We start from the raw sequence: 18,795 nt of genomic DNA on the forward strand, positions 1-18,795 counted from the left end.
CCCCTATAGGTACTCCCGGCCATCGAACCCACGGGGGTAATTCGACCCCCGTGGCCGCGCCAGTTGCTGGCTGCGCGAAAAGTGAACGAGTCGGTGAACGCGGGGCGCAAAAGTGAACAAGCGCGTCGAGCTGATCACCCAGTCGGAGTACGCCCGGCGGCGCGGCGTGGCGAAGTCGGCCGTAGCGAAGGCTGTGGCCGAGGGCCGCATTTCGCTGATCGATGGAAAGATCGACCAGACCGTGGCCGATATCCAGTGGGCGCAGAACAGCCGCGCCCGCGCCGACAGTGGCCGCGCTGCCGCGTCAAACGGGCCGGCCGAAGGGCAGGGCGCCAGCGCCGCGCCCGATGCGCCAGCGGCCCCATCAGCCGGCGCGCCCTTGCAAGAACCCGGCTACCAGGACTTCCGCACCCGCCGTGAGAAAGCCGACGCCGAGCGTGCCGAGCGCGAGAACGAACGCGACGCCGGCCGCCTGGTGGATCGCGCCCAGGTCGAGCGCGCCACCTACGACACCTTCCGCGCACTGCGCGACGCCGTGATGGCCACCCCGCAGCGTGCCGCACCCAAGTGCGTCGGCATGTCCGACGCCCGCGACATCGAGCACGTCATGGCCGACCAACTGCGCAAGGCATTCGAGGCCGCAGAGGGCCGGCTGCTGGAGCGTCTACCAACCCTCAAGGGCTCCTGATCATGAAGCGCGACGATTTCACGCTGATTCCTGAGGCACCTGGAACCCGCCTTACAACCCACCTCGTCTCCGTAAGTGGCGGCAAGGACATCACCGCCACCCTGCTCACCGCGCTGGAGCTGCATGGCCACGGCGCCGTGCGCGCAGCGTTCGCCGATACCGGCAATGAGCACGAGGCCACCTACGACTACGTGCGCTACCTGGAGCAGGCCACCGGCGTGCTGATCGTCTGGCTGCGGCGAGATTTCACCGACATGTGGTGGCCGCGGCGGGACTATGTACGCGACAAGTGGCCCGAGAAGGGCGTTCCAGCGCACTTCGTGGCGCGCGCCCTGGCGGTTTTCGACAAGGGGCCTACGGGCAACCCCTTCCTCGATCTTTGCATCATCAAGGGCCGCTTCCCGAGCCGGATGGCGCAGTTTTGCACTCAGTTCCTGAAGACCCAGCCGCTCACGGAGCATGCGCTGGCCATGATCGACAGCACCGGCGGGCCAGTGATGTCCTGGCAAGGCATTCGCCTGGATGAATCCGACTCGCGCCGCAAGCGGTTTGGCGGCACCGGCGCCTGCGTCAAGAGCTATGAAGTGCTGGGCGGCGGCCTGTCGATACACCGGCCCATCCTGCGGTGGTCGGCCGCAGACGTGTTCGAAGCCCACTCGGCCAAGGGCATTGCCCCCAATCCCCTGTACCTGCAGGGCCGCACGCGGGTCGGGTGCCTGTGCATCAACTCCAGCAAGGAAGAAGTGCGGCAATGGGGCCTGCGCGACCACGCCCACATCGAGCGGCTGCACGAATGGGAAGAGGTCGTCTCGCTGGTGAGCAAGCGGGCTAATGCCACTTTCTTCGCCAGCCCAGGCGACAACGACACCGCCCGAGAGCGCGGCGGCATCTGGCAGGTCGTGCAATGGGCCAAGACCACGCGCGGCGGCAAGCAGTACGACCTGCTGGGGTCGATCGATGAGGGCCTGACGTGCTCTTCGGCTTTTGGACTTTGCGAATGAACCTCGGAAACCCTTATGTGGCTCTACCTACCGTCAACGCCCTCGAACTCTGCGCCGGCGTCGGCATGCTCGGCGAAGGCGTCCGAGCCGGATTCGAGTTTCTCGGCATCCACCACCGAACCGTTTGCTACGTGGAGCGGGAAGCCGCTGCTGCCGCGCAACTTGCCACGCTTATGGAAGCGGGAGCCCTCGATCAGGCGCCTGTCTGGTCTGACATGCTCACCTTCGACGGCGCAGCGTGGCGCGGATGCGTGGATCTCGTCGTTGCGGGTTTCCCGTGCCAGGACCTATCGGTTGCCGGCCGCCGCGCCGGCCTGGGCGGCAAACGCTCAGGCCTGTTCTTCCGTGTCCTCGACATTGCCGACGATTGCGGTGCGGACGAACTCATTCTGGAGAACGTCGCAGGCATCGCTACTGCCACCGCCTCCGTTGTGGACGAAGCCGAAGGGGCTCTCGAAGAGCGCGCGGTCGCCAGAGTCTTGGGAGAACTGGCCGACCGCGGGTGGGATGCGGAGTGGCTCCCTCTTTCCGCGTCCGACGTGGGCGCCAACCACGGGCGGCTCCGCTGGTTCTGCTACGCCTGGCGCGTGGCCGACACCGGACACGGGGCACGAGCGGATCAACCGATCAGCGTCGGCTGGCGCGGCCGAGCGGCCGACCATTGCGCTGGCGGCCAAGCTCTGGAGTACGCCGGACACGGCACGCCGTGGAACGGAACCGCCGGAGCAGGTGCGAGCGCGCCGCTCGGCGGCCGGCTCGGGCGGCCTGCCTCTACAGACCGAGGCGGCCTACTGGTCAACGCCGAAAGCATCGGACGGCGAGAAGGGTGGCCCGAATATGCGGGGCAGCAAGGGCGACCTGCCGCTGCCGAGCCAGTCGGCGCAGTGGATGACGCCCAGCGTCTCGAACAGCCAGGGCAACGAATACACGCGGGACCGTGGCCAAGCGGGGGAGGAGCGGCTGACGCTGACGGGCCAGGCCCAGCACTGGCCAACGCCAGCCAGCCGCGACTTCCGCACCCCGAACAGCCAAGAGAGCCAGGAGAGTCGCAACCACTCGGGAGGGGAGCAATTGCCGAACTTCGTGGAGCACCACTTTTCGCCCCTGGGCCTGCAGATCCCGTCTGGGCAGATCTCGTCAGTGCCAGTCGTGTCGGTTCATGGCAGCGAGCTGTCGCCGACGACGAAGCCGGCGCATGTCCTTGGGCGCCTGCGACTAAACCCGGCGTTCGGATGCTGGCTGATGGGCTGGCCATCGTGGTGGACGAATCCCGGGCTCACCAGCTGCGCCAGATCGGCAACGGCGTCGTACCGCTCTGCGCTGCAGCTGCGGTTGTCGTGGTTCTTCAGCGCGCAGGGGTGAACGCATGACCACGCTGCTTTTCGTCTTGGACTCCGGAATAAAACGCCCTTACCCGCTATTCCTCGGGCATGTCGAGCAACTGTTCAATGGTGGATATTGCCCAAACCCTACCCGCTGTGTCGCCAGTAACCGCGCCTATCCCACCGGCATCAACGCGGTTGCCAGAGTTGGCGAGTTCCTTGCCATTCAAGAAAATAGTCCATGCAGATCCCGAAACTTCGACGTCATAGGTAAGTCGCTTTCCGGAGCTTCTCGTGTGTTTGAAGCGGGAAGTAATCATGGCAGTACCCTCGATCGGAAGAGCGGGAGTGTGTTCGTAAAGAGGGGGCACCGCAAGTGAAGGTCTTCGATGGCTACGCCCTTGTCATTCAAACCGCGATAGCCGCAGCTCGGCCTGATCCCGAACTGCGGGTGGATGAATGGTCCGAAGAATTCATGGTGCTGCCGAAGTCGGCGCCGCACCCGGGCCCGTTCCGCTTCGAGCGCACGCCTTACGCCCGCCGCATCGCCCAGGTTCTCAGCCCGGGCCATCCGTGTAAGCGCGTGGTGGCCAAGGTGGCGTCGCAAATGTTCAAAACGCAGACCGCGATCAACTGGATCGGTGCCTGCATCCATCGCGCGCCGGCCAACATCCTGGCACTGCAGCCGACCGATGGCCTGGCAAAACGGTTCAGCGCACGGGTCGCCCAGGCCATCCGCAACGTCAAGGTGCTGCGCGAGTGCGTTTCGGCCGAAAAGAGCCGTGACAAACGCAACACCACCCAGGCGAAGGATTTCAAGGGCGACGCCACGCTGTACATCAATACCGCTGGCGCCGCGGCCAACTTGGCCGAAATCACCGTCCGATATCTGTTCATCGACGAGGTAGACCGCCTGCCGCCGCTCGACGAAGGTGACAGCGTGGAGATCGCCGAGGCCCGCGCCACCCAGCACGAACGCGATTGCAAGTTTTACGAGGTCAGCAGCCCGACCGTCGAGGGTTTTTCTCGCATCGATGAGCTGTACCTGCAGGGCACGCAGGAGATCTACCTGGTGCCGTGTCCGCACTGCGGCCACCACCACCCGCTGGAGCTGGACAACTTCCGCTACCGCCGCGACCCTGAGACCGGTTTTATGGATGGCGCCTGGTTTGTCTGCCCCGATTGCGGCAGCGAGATCGAGGAACGCTACAAAACCACCATGTTCCTGGACGAGGCCGAAGGCGGCACCGCCCACTGGCACGCCCAGACCCGGGGGGATGGCGAGACCATCAGCGTCACCATGTCCGCGTTCTACATGCCCATCGGCGCGGTCGGCTGGCTCTCGCTGGCCAGGCAGTACGAACGGGCCAAAGAAGCCCTCAAGCGTGGCGACCACACCCTCATGCAGGCGTTCTACAACACCCGCCTGGCCCTGAGCTACCGCAACAGCGAAACCACTACCACCGCCAAGCAGCTGCGCGACCGGGCAGAGTCCTACGCCCCGCGCGTGCTGCCCGATGCTGCCTTGGTCGCCACCATGGCCGTCGATACACAGCCCAACCGGCTGGAGTTGCAGATTGAGGGTTGGGGCCCCGACATGGAACGTTGGGTGCTGGACTACATCACCCTGGTGGGCTCCCCCACAGAGCCGCCAGAGCAGCCTGGCAGCGTCTGGTACCGGCTCGATGAGATCCGCCGCACCCCGCTGCTGCATGCCAGCGGTCGCGCCATCATGATCAGCGCCTACGGCGTCGATGCTGGCGGCGCCAACACCCAAGACGTCTACAACTATGGCGCCGCCCGCAAGGCGATGAACTGCACCGTGCTGGCGGGTGCCACGCGGCCAAACAAACCCATCATCAGCAGCATGCCCTCCAAGGTCGATATCGACTGGAATGGCACCAAGACCCCGGGCGGCGTAGAGCGCTGGGAGGTGGGCACCGATGTGGCCAAGGACTACATCGCGGGCCGCATGCACCTCGAATCCGGCCCGGGTGCCATGCACCACCATGACCAGCTGCCGCCCGAGTGGTGCGACCAGATGGTGGTCGAGCAGCGCCGCACCCGCTACACCAAGGGCCGCGCCATCAGCGAATGGGTCAAGCCCAACGGTGCCCGCAATGAGGCGTGGGACGTGTCTGTCTACAACCTCGCCATCGCGTACCAGCTGGGCCTGCACAAATGGTCGGCCCTGGATTGGCGGCGCCTGCGCGAAAAGCTGATTCCGCGCACCGCAGACCTGTTCGCGCTGCCTGGACCCACGCCGCTGGCGCCAGCACCGGCGCACGCCGAAGCGGTCGCCGCGGCTCAGGGTGACAGCCTAGGCCCAGCGCGATCGGCCGCGCCCTCGTTGTCCGCGCCGGCACCTTTACAGACGTCCGTAAACCCGCAACACCCTGCGCCTTTGGCGCCGCCACCCCCACCACCCGCGTCACCGGCCCCGCTGCCGCCACCAGCACCCACCCACCGCCGCATGCGGTCGAAAGGAATCCAATGATCGCCCAACACCCTCACTTTGACGCCCAGGCCCTGCGCCTTGCCGCTGCCGCTCCTGGAACCCTGGACGATGATCTGGGCCCGGCCCTCGACGATGAGCAGCGCGACCTCGATGCGCTGTGCGAGCGCTGGGTAGGCTGGTGCCGCACCCGCCGCCTCTACGGCCCCGCGCCCTTGCTGGGCTCTGTGCTGGGGCAGCTCAGCGGCGCCAGCAGCCGCCCCATGAAAGCTGGTGGCCCCGATGCCATCAGCAGTGCAGAGCTGTCGGCCTTTCACATCGCCTATACCTGCCAGCCTACCGCCATCGACAAGATGGTGTTCGATGCCTACTACGTGGTCCGGGTCAAGCCTATCAAGCGTGCGGCCGATGCGCTGGGCATCTCGCGCGCCCACTTCTATCGGGTGCTGGAAGAGTTTCGCAAGCGGGTGGCAGCTGCGGCCCGGGCCATACAGGCGGACAACATGCAGCAGCGGGATGCGCTGCCGCATCGGTGAGAGTTGACGTGTTGCGCTGGTCAGTTTGCCGTATAAACATCGACAAGGGATTTTTCGTCCAAGTCGAAGTAGCACGCTGCAACTTTTTCCCCGCCGTATGCGCCATAGCTGTTCTTGGCATTAATCATGGTGTAGTAGGGCACGACTTGCCTGAAACTGCCGTTGGACAAGACGACGCTTCTCGTCTCTGTCCCCCTATTGATCGAACCCATTTTTATAGTGTCGCGGTCTTTCCACATTGGCACGGTACGCAGTGCGTCGGCGCATCTGGCTTTCAGCGCTTCAACCTTGCTTTCGTCCGCTGGAGACAGTGGCTTACCACTGGCTATAGCGCTTGCTGTCGCCGGTGGTGCTTTTGCGCCAGGCAGCTTGTATTCGCGCGCTGCGGAGTCGCAAGGGTTCTGACTATAGGTGTTGCCGCATTTGTACATGGTTTGTGCCCCCGCGGTCAGGCACGGCGCTAGGAACAAGATCACCCACCAGGTTCGAATGTTCACGGTGTTCCTCCATCGGTTGAATGCGCGCATCGTAACGGCTACACCCAGGCCGACGTCCACTACATCGCTTGGTCCAAACACGCTGGCGCGGGCCACGCCCTGCGACGCGAGAGCTTCGCCACGAAGTAGCATTAGCGGAGCGCCCGCCTAGCGAACATCGGCACCTGCCCCGCGGCCCCATCGGCCGCAGGTTACGGGTCAGCTAGCCACCCGCAGAACGGGGCTGCGACGCTATCGAGCCGCACTCTCTCTGAGAGTTGAAGGCACACAAACTTGAAAGGTTGAAAATGTCAGACTGGTTAGAACATGCGCTTGGGCTTGTTGAGAAAGACTCCGGCGAGATATTTCCTTGGATCGGCTTGTGCAGTTCAATCGACGATTTGCGTGCGCTGTTCGCCGCGGTCTGCAATATGCCGCCCACTCAGTTCAGGATCAATGTTCTCAAGGCCATCATCGACAGAATCCAGGTTTTGGCTGTGACGGCTGATCACGAGGAGGATGCTGATGTGACCGACCTTGAGGAGATGCTGGATGCCTATATAACGAGGTTCGGATTACGCGGAACGCCGCCTCCGCCCGTGCCCGATGACCATGGCTACGGGCGCTAGCTGAAGCCTCATGCGGCCCGCCGCATAACGGCTAACGACATGCATTTGTCAACCGCTCTTTTGTCACCTCCAGAGGAGACAAAATAGGTCTCGCCAAGGGGAGACACTTTGCCCCAAAATTGGCATTAATTCAGGTAGGTCTCAAAACTCCGCCAGCCTGAAAAACCGCATAAATCGCTGCATTGCAGCGCACAGCCCCGGCCTCCGAAAGGAGCCGGGGTTTTTCATTGGGGCTTCCAAAACATGCTGACTATCACCCGCTCGGGCCCCCGTCTGGGGGAAGTTGCGGCATTCATCCGTGACGTGCCGCAGGGCGTAGTGCCCTATGCCGCGGCGCGCGCATTGAACAGCACCGCTGTGCTCGCACAGGAGGCGATAAAGCGTGAGATGCGGTCTGCGTTCTCGGGGGTAACCGCGTATACGTTGAACAGCATGTTCATCGTGCGCGCCTCGAAGGAAAACCTTGAGGCCACGGTAGCGGTCAAGAACCAAGCCGGTGCCGGCGTGACGCCAGAGCATTACCTGCTTCCAGAGACCGACGGCGGCCAACGCAATTTCAAGCGGTTTGAGGTCGCGCTGCGAATTGCAGGTTTCTTGAAGCCCGGCTGGTACGTCATGCCTGGCCGCGCCACCCAGCTCGATGCAAATGGCAACGTCGATGGGCGTACGGTGCGCCGGGTAGTTCAAGAGTTGGACCGCCGCAAAGCTGGAAGCAGTCTCTTTGTAGGCAAGGCCGGACGGAGCGGAGCTCAGGGAATCTGGCAGCGTACCGGTCGATCCATTGCCCCTCTGTTCATTTTCACGAACCGCGCTCCACAGTATCGCAAGAGGCTCGATTTCAGTGCCGTAGCTGCCAAGGCGGTCAGCCAGCGCTTTGCGAACGAGTTCTACGAATCGGTCCAAATCGTTCTCAAAAGGCAGCCGGCATGACCATGACCCGCGAAGAGCTGCAGGCCCGCCTGATCAGCTACCTGGCCGCAGAGGCGCAGATCCTGCGCGCGCAAGAGTACGTGATCGGGCAGGGCGCCACCGCCCGCCGGCTGACCCGGGCCGACCTGGCAGAGGTCACCAAGACCATTGCCGCCATCCGTGCGGAGATCGCGCTGCTGGGCCCGCTGGGCCGGCCGGCGCGCCGTATCAACTACATCCGGCCCTACTGATGCAGCAGAACATGATTGACCGCGCCATCGGTGCGGTGGCGCCAGCCTGGGCGGCCGAAAGGCTCAAGGCCCGCGCGCGGATCGAGGTGCTGGGCAGTATGCCGGCGCTGTCGGCCTTGTCGGGCGACAACGCACCGGGCGCATCCGGCACTCTTGGCGCTCCGGCATCGCGCCGCTGGTGGAATCCGCTGGCCCGCAGCGCCCGCGCCGACACGCTGCGCCAACTTCCGTCGCAGCGCGCCCAGTCGCGCGACCTGGCCGCCACCAATCCCATTGCCGTGGGTGCCATCAACACCAACATCGACCGCGTGGTGGGCACCGGCCTGGCGCTCAGCGCGCAGCCCAACCGCGCAGTGCTGGGCTGGTCGGTCGAGCAGGCGCTGGAGTGGAAGGGCCTGGTGCAGCGCGAATTCAGCCTGTTTGCCGACAGCACCGAATCCGACATCACCCAGACCCTCAACTACTACCAGCAGCAAGCGCTGGTGCTGCGCGCGGTGCTGGAAAGCGGCGATGCCTTCACGCTGCTGCCCGATGGCGAACGCACGCCCACCCAGCCGTATGCCCTGCGCATCCAGGTGCTGGAGGCCGACCGCGTGGGCAACCCGCTCTCGCAGCTCGACACCCCGCGCATCGCCGATGGTGTTGAAACCGACCAGCATGGCGCGCCCGCTCGCTACTTCCTGTATGACCAGCATCCCGGCGGCTGGCTGCCGGGGCAGGGCGGCACGCGCTTTGCCGGCCAGTGGATCGACCGGGTGGGCAGTAGTGGCCGCCGCCGCATGCTGCACCACTATCGCAAGCTGCGCCCCGAAATGCCGCGCGGCGTGCCGTACCTGGCACCCATCATCGACTGCCTCAAGCAGATTGCCCGTTACACCGAGGGCGAGATCATGGCTGCGGTCGTCACCGCCTACCTTACGGTGTTGATCGAGACGCCAAATGCCGCCGGCGCGCCAGTTTTCGGTGCTGAGAAGGGCGAGGGAGCGCTGGGCAACGAAATTGGTCTGGCCCCTGGCGCCATCGTGGACCTTGCCCCGGGCGAGAAACCGCACATCGTCAACCCCGGCCGGCCCAACCCCAACTTCGAGCCCTTCATCCTGGCGGTGATCAAGCAGATGGGCATGGGCCTGGGCCTGCCGTATGAGCTGCTGCTCAAGCAGTTCAACAGCAGCTACAGCGCCAGCAAGGCCGCACTGCTGGATGCCTGGGTCTACTTCCGCAGCGTGCGCACCTGGCTGTCGCTCAGCTTCTGCCAGCCCGTTTTCGAGACCTGGCTCGCCGAGGCGGTGGCCATCGGCCGCGTGCCGGCGCCCGGCTTCTTTGCCGACCCGCTGGTGCGCTGGGCCTACACCCGCGCCGCCTGGCCGGGCGACAGCATGGGCTCCATCAACCCCAAGGATGAGGTAGCGGCCTACGTCGCCGCCATCGACGCCCGGCTGATGACCCGCGAGCGGGCCGAGTGGGAACTGTGGGGCACCGACTTCAACGACACGTTCGACCAGAAAGAGGCCGAGCAGCGGCGCCTCAAGGCCGCCGACATGCTGCCCGTGCCCAAAGCCGGAGCGGCGGCAGCGCAGCCCACAGAAACAGCACCAGCCAACGGCGACAGCGGGGCGCAAGCATGACCGACAAGACCATATCCGCCGAACAGGTGGCGATCCTGGCCGAGCGGGTGGACACCATGCTAATCAACCAAGCCAAGGTCGAAGGGCTGATCATGGGTATCAGCGGCCAGCAGAACCAGGTCAGCGGCACCGTGGCGGTGCTGCAAGAGCGACTGCTCGCCTACGACGAAAAGCAGCGCCGCCTGTTCCAGATGAGCGACGAACATGGCGCGGGCATCGACCGCCTCAACGCCGAGCTGAAGGTGCACAGCTGGACCTGGAAGCTGGTCGGCACCGTCGCCCTGGCGTCCCTCGGCCTGGTCGGCTGGGCTTACGGCGAGCTGCGCGGCCTGTACTCCCAAGACAACCGCCACGAGAACCGAATCGCGATTCTCGAATTTCTGGTGGGCGGCCGCTCGCCACAACTGCCCCGCGTTCCTGAAAGCAAAGAGCAATGAGCCTCCTTTCCCTTCTGCAATCCCCGTGGGCCATAACGCCCGAGCAGCTGCTGGAGATCCAGGGCATCTACACCACGCATGTGCGCGGCGAAAAGATCGACATTGCCGCCATCGAGGCGCGCATGGGCCGCCCATTGGCCAATGAGCAGCAGGCGTACAAGCTGCGCGACGGTGGCGTCGCCGTGTTCGGCATCGACGGCGTCCTGGCGCCCAAGATGAACCTGTTCATGGAGATCAGCGGCGGCATGTCCATGCAGATGATGCGCCAGCAGATCGAGAGCGCTGGCGCAGATCCGCGCGTACGCGCCCTGGTGCTGGCCATCGACTCCCCCGGCGGCAGCGTGCACGGCACGCCCGAGCTGGCCGCCACCATCCGCGAGATCGCGGGCATCAAACCCGTCGTCACGCTGGCCAGCGCCACCATGGCCAGCGCCGGCTACTGGATCGGCGCCGCAGCGAACGCCGTCTACATCACCGGGCCGACCGTGTTGGTGGGCTCCATCGGCATCGTGGCCAACCACGAGTTCAACCCCCGTGCCGGCGGCCGGCAGGTCACAGAGATCTCGGCGGGCAAATACAAGCGCATCGCCAGCGGCAATGAGCCGTTGACGGAAGAAGGCCGGGCCTACATGCAGGCCCAGATCGATCACATCTACAGCGTCTTCGTCGATGCCGTCGCGCAGTACCGCGACGCCAGCGCGGAGCAAGTTCTCGAACACATGGCCGATGGCCGGGTGTTCGTCGGCCAGCAGGCCATCAATGCGGGGTTGGTGGACGGTGTTTCCTCCCTCGACGCATTGGTGGAAGACCTGGCCACCAACCCCGCGAAGCACACAGGCCGCCGCAAGGCGGTTTTTGCTGTGCCCGCGGGCCCCCAGTCGAAAGGTGCCGGTGTCGCGCCCAAAGACAAATCTCCCAACCGTGAAATCAAAGGAACAGCAATGTCCGACTCCCTCACGCGTGCGTCTTTCGAGCAGGAACACGCCGCACTCTTCGCCCAGCTTCAAACTGAGTTTTCGGCTAAGGCCGCCACCCAAGAGCGTGAGCGCATCCAGGCCGTGATGGCCATCGGCGCTGACGTGCCGGGCCACGACAAGCTGCTGGCCGCCCTGGCCTTCGACGGCAAGACCACCGCGCCCGAAGCGTCGATGGCCGTGCTGAAGGCCGAAGGCGCTACCCGCGTTGCGGCGGCTCAGGCCCACGCCAAAGATGCGCCGCAGCCCGCCAAGGGCAGCGCCGCACCCGCGCAAGGCGCTGGCGACAAGACCAAGGCCCAGAAGGTGGCAGAGGCCCAGGCCTACGCCAAGTCTGAAGGCGTCGATCTGGTGGCGGCGTTCAAGCACCTCGGCTACGCCACCTGAGCGGCAGCAGCATCCCTCAACTCCAGGAGAAAACAATGGCTTCCGGAAACATTTCCATCCTCACGCTGTCGATCAAGGCTGCCGGCGCACTGTCTGCAAACCGCTTGGTTACCCAGGCGGGCGCCTATCCCGCCGCCGGTGCTGCAGCCTTCGGCGTCACCCGCACCAGCGCCGAATTCGCGGGCGACCTGGTGCCAGTCGATGTGATGGGCACTGCCATCGCAGAGGCTGGCGCGGCCATCCCTGCAGACACGCCGCTGCAGGTGGACGCCACCGGCCGCGTGGTGGCGCTCACGGTGGGTGGCAAAGCGCCCGTCGGCCGGTCGATGGACGCCGCCGCCGGCGCTGGCGACCTGATCGAGATCCTGCTGGTGCCCAACACCGGCGCGGTTTCCGCCGCTAGCTGATCGCCGTCGGCGAACAGGTCTTTCCCCCATCCCTTATTTTTGGAGCAACTTTCATGGCTCAACAAACCACCAGCCAGGCCCGGGTTCAAGACCCGATCCTGACCGCCGTCGCGCGCGGCTACAGCAGCCCGAAGGCGTCCGTCGCCAACGTGCTTTTCCCGGCAGTCCCCGTGGGCACCCGGGCGGGTCGCATCCTGTCGTTCGGCCCCGACGACTTCAAGCTGATCGTCACCGCGCGCGCGCCCGGCTCCAACACCAAGCGCGTGCAGTTCGGCTTCGCCAGCGACCGGTTCTCGCTGGTCGATCACCGGCTGGAAGGCGGCGTGCCGACTGAGCTGCAAGAGGAAGCCGCGGCCGTGCCGGGCATCGACCTGGGCGCCAACGCAGTGCGCCGCGTACAGAACCAGATGGCACTGGAGCGCGAGAACATGGCGGCCACCATCGCCTTGGACGCCAACCGCTACGCCGCCAGCAACAAAGAAGTGCTCAGCGGCACCTCGCAGTGGAGCAACGTTGCGAGCGACCCCTTCACCGACATCCTCGACGCCAAGGAAGTCATCCGCGGTCAGACCGGCGAAGAGGCCAACGTGCTGGCGCTGGGCCCCAAAACTCTGACCGCGCTGCGCACCCACCCCAAGGTGCTCGACCGCCTGAGCACCGCCAGCGACCGCCCGCCGGCCACCCTGGCCCAACTCTCGGCGTTGTTCGAGATCCAGACCATTGTTAAGGGCGAGGCGGTTTACCACACCGGCACCGCGTTCGCCGATGTGTGGGGCAAGGATGCCGTGCTGGCTTTCACCACGCCGGCCAGCATGCAGGAGATGGGCTCCCCCAGCTACGGCTACACCTACCAACTCAACGAAGGCCCCGAAGTCGAAGAATCCTACTTCGACAACAACACCTCGACCTGGTACTACCCGGTGTCTGACGCCTACCAGCCCGTGCTGGTCGGCCCATCGGCAGGCTTCCTGTTCAAGGGCGCGGTGGCCTGAAATGGGCAAGTACGTCGCAATCCAGCCCGTCAAGCACGACGGCAAGCGCGTGCTGCCTGGCGAGCTGGTGGATCTGTCTGCCCGCCAGGCAGCGCCACTGCTCGCCGCTGGCGCGGTAGAGGATGACGCGGCAGAGGGCCGAAAGGCCGTCGCAGCCCAGAAAGCCGCAGCCGACAAGGCTGCTGCCGAACAAGCAGCGGCGGACAAAGCTGCTGCCGATCAGGCCGAAGCCGAGCGCATGGCCGCAGAGCAGCAGGCCGCAGCAGACAAGGGCACGCCGCCCAAGGCCCCCTGACCATGCACGGCGAGGACATGAGCGTCTTTTTCGACCCGGCCGACAACGCCGACACGTTCGTGGTGCTGCGCTTGCCGCCGCCCGGGAATGTGCTGGTGGGGATCACCGGCGCGGCGTCGAAAGAGGGCGTGCAGGGCTTTGCCATCGGTCTGCAGCGGGAGCTGCGCTACCCAGCCGGCTCGCCTGACCTGGTAGACGGCGACGAGCTGCTGCTGGGCGCGGTGCGCTACCGGGTGCGCGGCGAGCCCGAGGCGCAGAACGATGGCAGCGAACTGGTGGTGCAGCTCAGCCAGGTGCGCCCATGACCCTCGCCGATCTGCCGCAAAGCCCGGGCTGGGCCATCACCTCTGCGTTGCTGGGGGCAATTGGTGCCGACGCGCTTCTGTCCACGCTGCCATTGGTGCGCAACCCGCGCCGGGCACAGCACCTGGACAAGGGCGACGTGGTGCTGATCCTGGCGGAAAAGACCGACAACCTGCAAAGTGCCGCCGGCGTGGCAGAAATGCGCCAGCGCACCGTATCCCTGGGCGTGCTCTGTCGCGCACTGGGCGCCGATGCGCAGGCCGATGCGGTGTACCACCACCTGCACCTGGTCGCCTACGACGCGCTACGGGCGCTGCAGACTGCGGGCAACGCGCAGAAAGTGGCCGAAACCGGCGTGCAGTTCCATGTCGATGACATCGACATAGACGGCGCCATCGTCGTCGGTGGCTGGGCTATCGACTATCGCTACAAGCGGCCGCTCTGACGGCCGCGCTTCCTTCATCACCCCTGGAGATGGCCCGCCGCAGTGCGGGCTTTCCTGTTTCTGGAGCATTCGATCATGGCTTCTACCGCCCGTGCAATTTTGGCCGCTGGCCTGGTATCGCTCAACCTCTGGGACCCTGCGCAGCAGAAGTTCCTGGGCTTCGGCCAACAGCTCGACGCCGACAAGTTCGAGATCAAGCCCGATTACGAAGAAAAAACCAGCACCTCGCGTTCGCACATCGACTACGGCCAGGCCCGCGCATCGGTGGTGCTGCCCAAGCCGACCGAGATCACCATCGAACTGGCCGCCGCCAACAAGGAAGCGCTGGCCATGCAGTTTCAGGGCATCGTGCAGCAAATCAACCAGCCTGCGGAAACGGTGGCTGATGAAGCATTGGTCGCCAAGCTGGGCGTGCCGGTGAAGCTGGCTAACCGAAACCTGTCGGCCGTTGGCTTTGCAGTCAAGAACGATGCAGGCACCACCACCTATAAGCAGGGCTTGGATTACGAAATCAACTGGGCACGCGGCGAAGTGCGCGCGCTGGCTGCCGGCGCCATCGTCGAAGCAGAGGCGCTCAAGGTCAGCTACACCGCCATCGCGGTCGATGGCGCCCGAATCCTGGGCGGCCGTAACCCCCAGGTGCGCTGCCAAGCGCGCTTCGACGGCAAGAACATGGTGGACGGCTCGGCGCTGGAAGCGGATGTGTGGGAGGCCGTGCTGGGCTCTAACAACGGCTTCGACTTCCTGGCGGCCGACTTCACGAACATCACGCTCAGCGGCAAGGTGGTGACGCCTGCCGGCAAGACCGAAGGCTACGAAGTCCGCACCTTCTGACCGCAGTACGGACGTCCGTACCGCCCCGCAAGCCCGCCCACCCCGGCGGGCTTTTTCGTATGCGTCGCCCGCATACGTAAGAGCCCACCCACCGCCGCACCCCAACCGCTGAACCCGCATGGCCGATCCAAAAATCAAATATGACATTGAGGCCGCCGTTACCGGCGAAGCCAGTGTCCAGCAGCTGGAGGGGGTGCTGCGCGAGCTGGAGGGCACGCTGGAGGGGGATCTGCAGAAAAGCGCCAAGGCCGCGGCCGATGCACTGGCCGCGCTGGGCGCCAAGCGCGATGCCATCGAGACGTTCCAATCGCTCAAGCGTGAGACGGCGGCACTCGGCACCGAGATGGACGCCGCCGCCCGCAAGGTCGATACCCTGGGCGCGCAGCTACCCCAGACCACGGCAGCAACCGCGCAGTTCGCCGAGGCAGAGACGCGGGCCCGCACGGCGCTGGCGGGCGCCAAGTCCGACCTCGACGAATCCCGCCAGGCGTTGGTGAAGCTGCGGGAGGAATACACCGGCGCGGCCCGCAAGAGCGACGACTACCGCGAGTCGTCGGCCCAGCTGCAGGTGACGGTGCGCAGCCTGCGCGACAACCTCAAGGAAAAGCGCCAGGAACTCAGCTCTGCGGCAGATGCCACCCGCCAAGCCGAGACGGCAGAAAAGGGCCTGACCACCGAATACAACAACGCGGTCAACGCGGCGCGCAACGTCAGCGCCAGCCTGGGCACCAAGAACCGCGCGCTGGCCGATTCGCGCGACGCCATGCAGGCGGCCGGCATCTCCACTTCCAATCTGGCCCAGGCAGAGCGCAATCTGGATGCGGCCGTGGTGAACGTGCGGCAAGAGGTTGCGGCGCTGGCGCCGGTGTACCGTGCCGCGGCGCAGGCATCGACCGAGAGCGCCCAGCGCCAGGTGGCCAACCAGGCGGCGCTGCGCGACGGCATGGCCGGGCTTAGCCGCCAGCTTGCGCAGATCCAGAACATCGCCACTGCGGCGGTCGGCGGCACCTTTATCGGTGGAGTCGCAAAAGACCTTGCGCAGACGGCCGATGAATACAAGAACCTGGCCGCCCGGATCAAGCTGGCCACGGGCGAAGGGAAGGCCTTCGATACCGCCTTTGCGGGCGTGGCCCGGGTGGCGCTAGACACCAACAGCGCGCTGGACGAGACCGGCACCCTGTTCACCCGCATCACGAAGGCGGGGCAAGAGGCCGGCCTGGGTGCCGCCGCGGCGCAGCGTCAAGCCTTGGGCCTGACGGAAACGATTAACCAGGCGATCCAACTCTCGGGTTCTTCGTCAGCGGCCAGTAGCGCCGCCATCACCCAGCTGATTCAGGGCCTGCAGTCGGGCGTGCTGCGGGGTGAAGAATTCAATTCGGTGATGGAGCAGGCGCCGCGCCTGGCCCAGGCGCTGGCCAATGGCCTGAGCGTCACCACGGGCGAGCTGCGCAAGATGGCCGGCGAAGGCCAGCTCACCACCGCGACGGTAATCAAGGCGCTGCAGGGCCAATCTGCTGCCGTGGCGACGGAGTTCGAGAAGCTGCCGCCCACCGTAGGACGCGCACTGCAAAACCTCAAGACGCAGTGGACGCTGTACGTCGGCGAAAGCGACAAGGGCGCGGTCAGCAGCGCCAACGTGGCGCGCATCATCACAGGGCTCTCCAACAACCTCGACACGCTGGTCAGCACGCTCTATGCCGCCGGCAAGGCGTACGCCGCGATCAAGATCGCCGGGCTGGCGGCCGACGCGGTGAAGTTGGCCGCCGCCACGCTGGGCGCCACCAAGGCCACGGCCGATTCCACGGTTGCCGTGGGTGCGCACACAGTGGCGGTAGACGCCAATAGCGTGGCCCAGGCGGCCAACACCCGCGCGGCCCTGGCGGGCACTACGGCGGCGGCAGCCAGCACCCTCGCGCAGCGCGCCAATGCGGCGGCCTGGACCGATGTGGCGAAGTTCACCGCCGCGGGCACCGCTGCACAGGTGGGCGCCACCGTGGCTACCGGCGCCGGTGCCGTGGCGCAGGCCGCTGCCGGTGCGCGCGTAGCAGAAACAGCCGCCCAGGTCTCTAAGGCGGGCATTGTGTGGCGCGGCTTTACTGCACTGCTCGGCCCGGTGGGCATTGCGGCCGCGGTGCTGGCGCCGGAGATCCTGGGCCTGGCCCAGAAGGCAGGGGAGGCCGCCGCCAAGTTCATGGGCTGGGGCAAGGTGATGCAGGACGCCGAAGACCGGCTGCGCTCGCAGACCCTGGCCGAGCAGGAGGCCATCGACTCCAAGCTGCGTATGGCCGCAGCGACAGAAGAGGCGCGCAATCGCCAGTTCGCACTGACCAAAGAGGCCACAGGCCTGATCGGCAAGTTCGATGAGATGCGCACCAAGGGCGACAGCGCCAGCGAGGCCATCGGCAAGATAGGCAAAGACTTCGACCTGAGCAACGCCCAGGGCTTCCGCAACGCCGCGGGCGTGCTCGACCGGCTGCTGGCCGATGCCAAGCTCACTGCGTCGGAGTTTCAGGCCGCTTGGGCGAAGGCGCTGGACGGCCGCGACCTGGTGCAGTTCGAGACCACGGCACGGGCGGCGCTGGCGGGCACCGCGCGGGGCGCCGAGCAGCTGCAGCAGATCATGGATGCCGGCCTGCGCGAAGCCGTGCGCCGCACGGGCCTGGAGTTCACGCAGCTACAGGGCGGCATCGGCGCCACATCCCGCAGCGCGGTGAACGATATCGATGTGATCGTGGCAGGCCTGGGGCGCCTCAAGAGCGAAGGCGTAGACACCGGCCGCGTACTCACCACCAGTATCAGCAAGGCCATCGACACGGCCGACAGCCAGCGCGCCATCGAGATTCTGCGCGGGCAGATCGAGGCGCTGCGTGGGCAGTTGGGCAGCAAGATCACCGATGGCCTGCTCGACCAGGCCGCCCAGAAGGCGCTGGTGCTCAAGGATTCGCTGGATGCGGCGCTGCCGGGCATCAACTCTGTGCGGGAGGCTTACAAGCAGCTGGGCATCACCGCGCCGGAGGAACTGGACCGCATCGCCAAGTCCAACAGCCAGGCATGGCAGCTGATCCGGGACGATGGCACCTCCAGCGCCGAGACCCTGCGCAAAGCTTTTGCCTCGTATGCCGATGCAGCCATCGCCGCCAGTGGGCGGCTGGGTGGCGCTACCCGGGAATCGACGCAAGCCATGTTGAAGCAACAGGCGGCAGCGAAGGGGCTGACGGTCGCATTCGACGCATCGGGGCGGGCGACCGTCCAGCAGATCGGCAGCACGAATGAAGACACCAGCACGCGCCAGCGCAATGTGACCGCCATCGATTCCCAGACGGCCGCGCTGCAGCGTCTGGCTGCTGTGCCGCCACCGAAGACGGCAGACGGGTTTGGGGCCAACAAGGACGGCAGCGCCGCCGGCACCTTTACCAACAACCTCCCCGTAGACACGCTTTTCACCATGGTCGAAAAGTTCAAGGCGGGCAACCTCGGCGCCGGCGATCTGCAATCTGCGCAGACGGCGCTCCAGCAGGCCAGGGCCAACCAGGAACAGGTCCGTGCGATGGCCAAGCTGGCGCCGGGCGCGGTGTCTACCGCGGCGATCACGCAGGGCAACCAGCTGCTGCTGGCCGCCACGCAGATCCTAGAGCGCGTGCAGGCCCTGCAGCCCAAGGGCGGCACGCCAACGCCCGCGCCGGCGCCAGCGCCCGGCAAAACCTACACCTACAACCTCCAGATCAACGGCAGCAATTACGGCGCGGTCAACACCGACGAAGCCGGTGGCCGGGCGCTGGAGAACTTCTTGCGCGGGCTGGAGCAATCCAAGCGCGCCGCGGGGTACTGA

General features: G+C 65.8%; 20 protein-coding genes and 1 pseudogene. 19 read left to right on the forward strand and 2 right to left on the reverse strand.

Annotation, left to right across the window (positions count from 1 at the left end):
• The first annotated feature begins 112 nt into the window (after positions 1–112).
• From DFQ15_RS00680 to DFQ15_RS17640, 4 genes and pseudogenes are all read left to right on the forward strand, one after another.
• A complete protein-coding gene (locus DFQ15_RS00680) occupies positions 113–688 on the forward strand; it encodes a hypothetical protein (protein WP_110464112.1) in 576 nt (191 codons plus the stop codon).
• Between the two features lie 2 nt (positions 689–690).
• Entirely contained in the window at positions 691–1,689 is a 999-nt protein-coding gene (locus DFQ15_RS00685) for a phosphoadenosine phosphosulfate reductase domain-containing protein (RefSeq protein ID WP_110464113.1), read from the forward strand.
• Positions 1,690–1,754: 65 nt separating this feature from the next.
• Positions 1,755–2,216: pseudogene (locus DFQ15_RS17635) on the forward strand (DNA cytosine methyltransferase); the annotation flags it as partial.
• A 310-nt stretch (positions 2,217–2,526) separates the two neighbouring features.
• On the forward strand, positions 2,527–3,051 hold the full coding sequence (locus tag DFQ15_RS17640; RefSeq protein WP_233504221.1) for a hypothetical protein: 525 nt from the start codon (positions 2,527–2,529) through the stop codon (positions 3,049–3,051).
• Positions 3,052–3,106: 55 nt separating this feature from the next.
• Here DFQ15_RS17640 and DFQ15_RS16885 read toward each other — a convergent pair whose 3' ends face one another.
• Entirely contained in the window at positions 3,107–3,331 is a 225-nt protein-coding gene (locus tag DFQ15_RS16885; protein ID WP_146228607.1) for a hypothetical protein, read from the reverse strand.
• A 56-nt stretch (positions 3,332–3,387) separates the two neighbouring features.
• On the opposite strand from DFQ15_RS16885, the gene DFQ15_RS00695 reads away from it, so the two are divergent.
• On the forward strand, positions 3,388–5,508 hold the full coding sequence (locus DFQ15_RS00695; protein ID WP_146228608.1) for a phage terminase large subunit family protein: 2,121 nt from the start codon (positions 3,388–3,390) through the stop codon (positions 5,506–5,508).
• Positions 5,505–6,002 (forward strand): hypothetical protein, encoded by a 498-nt coding sequence (locus DFQ15_RS00700; RefSeq protein WP_110464116.1) that lies wholly within the window; start codon positions 5,505–5,507, stop codon positions 6,000–6,002. Before DFQ15_RS00695 ends, DFQ15_RS00700 begins: the two co-directional genes overlap by 4 nt.
• Positions 6,003–6,022: 20 nt before the next feature.
• Here the strand turns inward: DFQ15_RS00700 and DFQ15_RS16890 are convergent, their stop codons facing one another.
• Positions 6,023–6,499, reverse strand: a complete 477-nt coding sequence (locus DFQ15_RS16890) for a hypothetical protein (RefSeq protein ID WP_146228609.1) — start codon at positions 6,497–6,499, stop codon at positions 6,023–6,025.
• A 287-nt stretch (positions 6,500–6,786) separates the two neighbouring features.
• On the opposite strand from DFQ15_RS16890, the gene DFQ15_RS00705 reads away from it, so the two are divergent.
• The 13 genes from DFQ15_RS00705 (at position 6,787) to DFQ15_RS00765 (ending at position 18,795) form a co-directional block, all read left to right on the forward strand.
• Entirely contained in the window at positions 6,787–7,107 is a 321-nt protein-coding gene (locus DFQ15_RS00705; protein WP_146228610.1) for a hypothetical protein, read from the forward strand.
• Positions 7,108–7,350: 243 nt separating this feature from the next.
• Positions 7,351–8,037, forward strand: a complete 687-nt coding sequence (locus DFQ15_RS00710) for a hypothetical protein (RefSeq protein ID WP_110464118.1) — start codon at positions 7,351–7,353, stop codon at positions 8,035–8,037.
• Positions 8,034–8,267 carry a DUF6148 family protein gene (locus tag DFQ15_RS00715; RefSeq protein WP_110464119.1) on the forward strand — a complete coding sequence of 78 codons (234 nt, stop codon included), beginning with the start codon at positions 8,034–8,036 and terminating at the stop codon, positions 8,265–8,267. The genes DFQ15_RS00710 and DFQ15_RS00715 overlap by 4 nt, the downstream gene beginning before the upstream one ends.
• An 11-nt stretch (positions 8,268–8,278) precedes the next feature.
• A complete protein-coding gene (locus DFQ15_RS00720) occupies positions 8,279–9,892 on the forward strand; it encodes a phage portal protein (protein WP_233504201.1) in 1,614 nt (537 codons plus the stop codon).
• Positions 9,889–10,329, forward strand: coding sequence for a hypothetical protein (locus tag DFQ15_RS00725; protein WP_110464121.1), 441 nt, complete (start codon positions 9,889–9,891; stop codon positions 10,327–10,329). The genes DFQ15_RS00720 and DFQ15_RS00725 overlap by 4 nt, the downstream gene beginning before the upstream one ends.
• Before the next feature lie 80 nt (positions 10,330–10,409).
• Positions 10,410–11,690 carry a S49 family peptidase gene (locus tag DFQ15_RS00730; RefSeq protein WP_233504202.1) on the forward strand — a complete coding sequence of 427 codons (1,281 nt, stop codon included), beginning with the start codon at positions 10,410–10,412 and terminating at the stop codon, positions 11,688–11,690.
• 35 nt (positions 11,691–11,725) lie between these two features.
• Positions 11,726–12,097 (forward strand): capsid cement protein, encoded by a 372-nt coding sequence (locus DFQ15_RS00735; RefSeq protein WP_110464123.1) that lies wholly within the window; start codon positions 11,726–11,728, stop codon positions 12,095–12,097.
• A 53-nt stretch (positions 12,098–12,150) separates the two neighbouring features.
• Entirely contained in the window at positions 12,151–13,089 is a 939-nt protein-coding gene (locus DFQ15_RS00740) for a major capsid protein (protein WP_110464124.1), read from the forward strand.
• Between the two features lies 1 nt (position 13,090).
• On the forward strand, positions 13,091–13,384 hold the full coding sequence (locus DFQ15_RS17495; RefSeq protein WP_199399787.1) for a DUF7210 family protein: 294 nt from the start codon (positions 13,091–13,093) through the stop codon (positions 13,382–13,384).
• A gap of 2 nt (positions 13,385–13,386) precedes the next feature.
• Positions 13,387–13,689, forward strand: coding sequence for a hypothetical protein (locus DFQ15_RS00750; RefSeq protein ID WP_110464125.1), 303 nt, complete (start codon positions 13,387–13,389; stop codon positions 13,687–13,689).
• Entirely contained in the window at positions 13,686–14,132 is a 447-nt protein-coding gene (locus DFQ15_RS00755; RefSeq protein ID WP_146228611.1) for a hypothetical protein, read from the forward strand. Before DFQ15_RS00750 ends, DFQ15_RS00755 begins: the two co-directional genes overlap by 4 nt.
• A 75-nt stretch (positions 14,133–14,207) precedes the next feature.
• Positions 14,208–14,966 carry a phage tail tube protein gene (locus DFQ15_RS00760; protein ID WP_146228612.1) on the forward strand — a complete coding sequence of 253 codons (759 nt, stop codon included), beginning with the start codon at positions 14,208–14,210 and terminating at the stop codon, positions 14,964–14,966.
• Between the two features lie 118 nt (positions 14,967–15,084).
• The gene (locus DFQ15_RS00765) at positions 15,085–18,795 is read left to right on the forward strand and encodes a tape measure protein (protein ID WP_110464128.1); all 3,711 of its coding nucleotides are present in this window, start codon (positions 15,085–15,087) and stop codon (positions 18,793–18,795) included.

The organism is Xylophilus ampelinus, assembly GCF_003217575.1.
Taxonomy (GTDB): Bacteria; Pseudomonadota; Gammaproteobacteria; order Burkholderiales; family Burkholderiaceae_C; genus Xylophilus; species Xylophilus ampelinus.

Bases quoted from the DNA above. Each gene is read 5' to 3' on its own strand.
- DFQ15_RS00685 (WP_110464113.1), top strand. From the start codon at position 691: ATGAAGCGCGACGATTTCACGCTGATTCCTGAGGCACCTGGAACCCGC.
- DFQ15_RS17640 (WP_233504221.1), top strand. From the start codon at position 2,527: ATGCGGGGCAGCAAGGGCGACCTGCCGCTGCCGAGCCAGTCGGCGCAG.
- DFQ15_RS16885 (WP_146228607.1), bottom strand. From the start codon at position 3,331: ATGATTACTTCCCGCTTCAAACACACGAGAAGCTCCGGAAAGCGACTT.
- DFQ15_RS00700 (WP_110464116.1), top strand. From the start codon at position 5,505: ATGATCGCCCAACACCCTCACTTTGACGCCCAGGCCCTGCGCCTTGCC.
- DFQ15_RS00705 (WP_146228610.1), top strand. From the start codon at position 6,787: ATGTCAGACTGGTTAGAACATGCGCTTGGGCTTGTTGAGAAAGACTCC.
- DFQ15_RS00710 (WP_110464118.1), top strand. From the start codon at position 7,351: ATGCTGACTATCACCCGCTCGGGCCCCCGTCTGGGGGAAGTTGCGGCA.
- DFQ15_RS00715 (WP_110464119.1), top strand. From the start codon at position 8,034: ATGACCATGACCCGCGAAGAGCTGCAGGCCCGCCTGATCAGCTACCTG.
- DFQ15_RS00720 (WP_233504201.1), top strand. From the start codon at position 8,279: ATGATTGACCGCGCCATCGGTGCGGTGGCGCCAGCCTGGGCGGCCGAA.
- DFQ15_RS00725 (WP_110464121.1), top strand. From the start codon at position 9,889: ATGACCGACAAGACCATATCCGCCGAACAGGTGGCGATCCTGGCCGAG.
- DFQ15_RS00735 (WP_110464123.1), top strand. From the start codon at position 11,726: ATGGCTTCCGGAAACATTTCCATCCTCACGCTGTCGATCAAGGCTGCC.
- DFQ15_RS00740 (WP_110464124.1), top strand. From the start codon at position 12,151: ATGGCTCAACAAACCACCAGCCAGGCCCGGGTTCAAGACCCGATCCTG.
- DFQ15_RS17495 (WP_199399787.1), top strand. From the start codon at position 13,091: ATGGGCAAGTACGTCGCAATCCAGCCCGTCAAGCACGACGGCAAGCGC.
- DFQ15_RS00750 (WP_110464125.1), top strand. From the start codon at position 13,387: ATGCACGGCGAGGACATGAGCGTCTTTTTCGACCCGGCCGACAACGCC.
- DFQ15_RS00755 (WP_146228611.1), top strand. From the start codon at position 13,686: ATGACCCTCGCCGATCTGCCGCAAAGCCCGGGCTGGGCCATCACCTCT.
- DFQ15_RS00760 (WP_146228612.1), top strand. From the start codon at position 14,208: ATGGCTTCTACCGCCCGTGCAATTTTGGCCGCTGGCCTGGTATCGCTC.
- DFQ15_RS00765 (WP_110464128.1), top strand. From the start codon at position 15,085: ATGGCCGATCCAAAAATCAAATATGACATTGAGGCCGCCGTTACCGGC.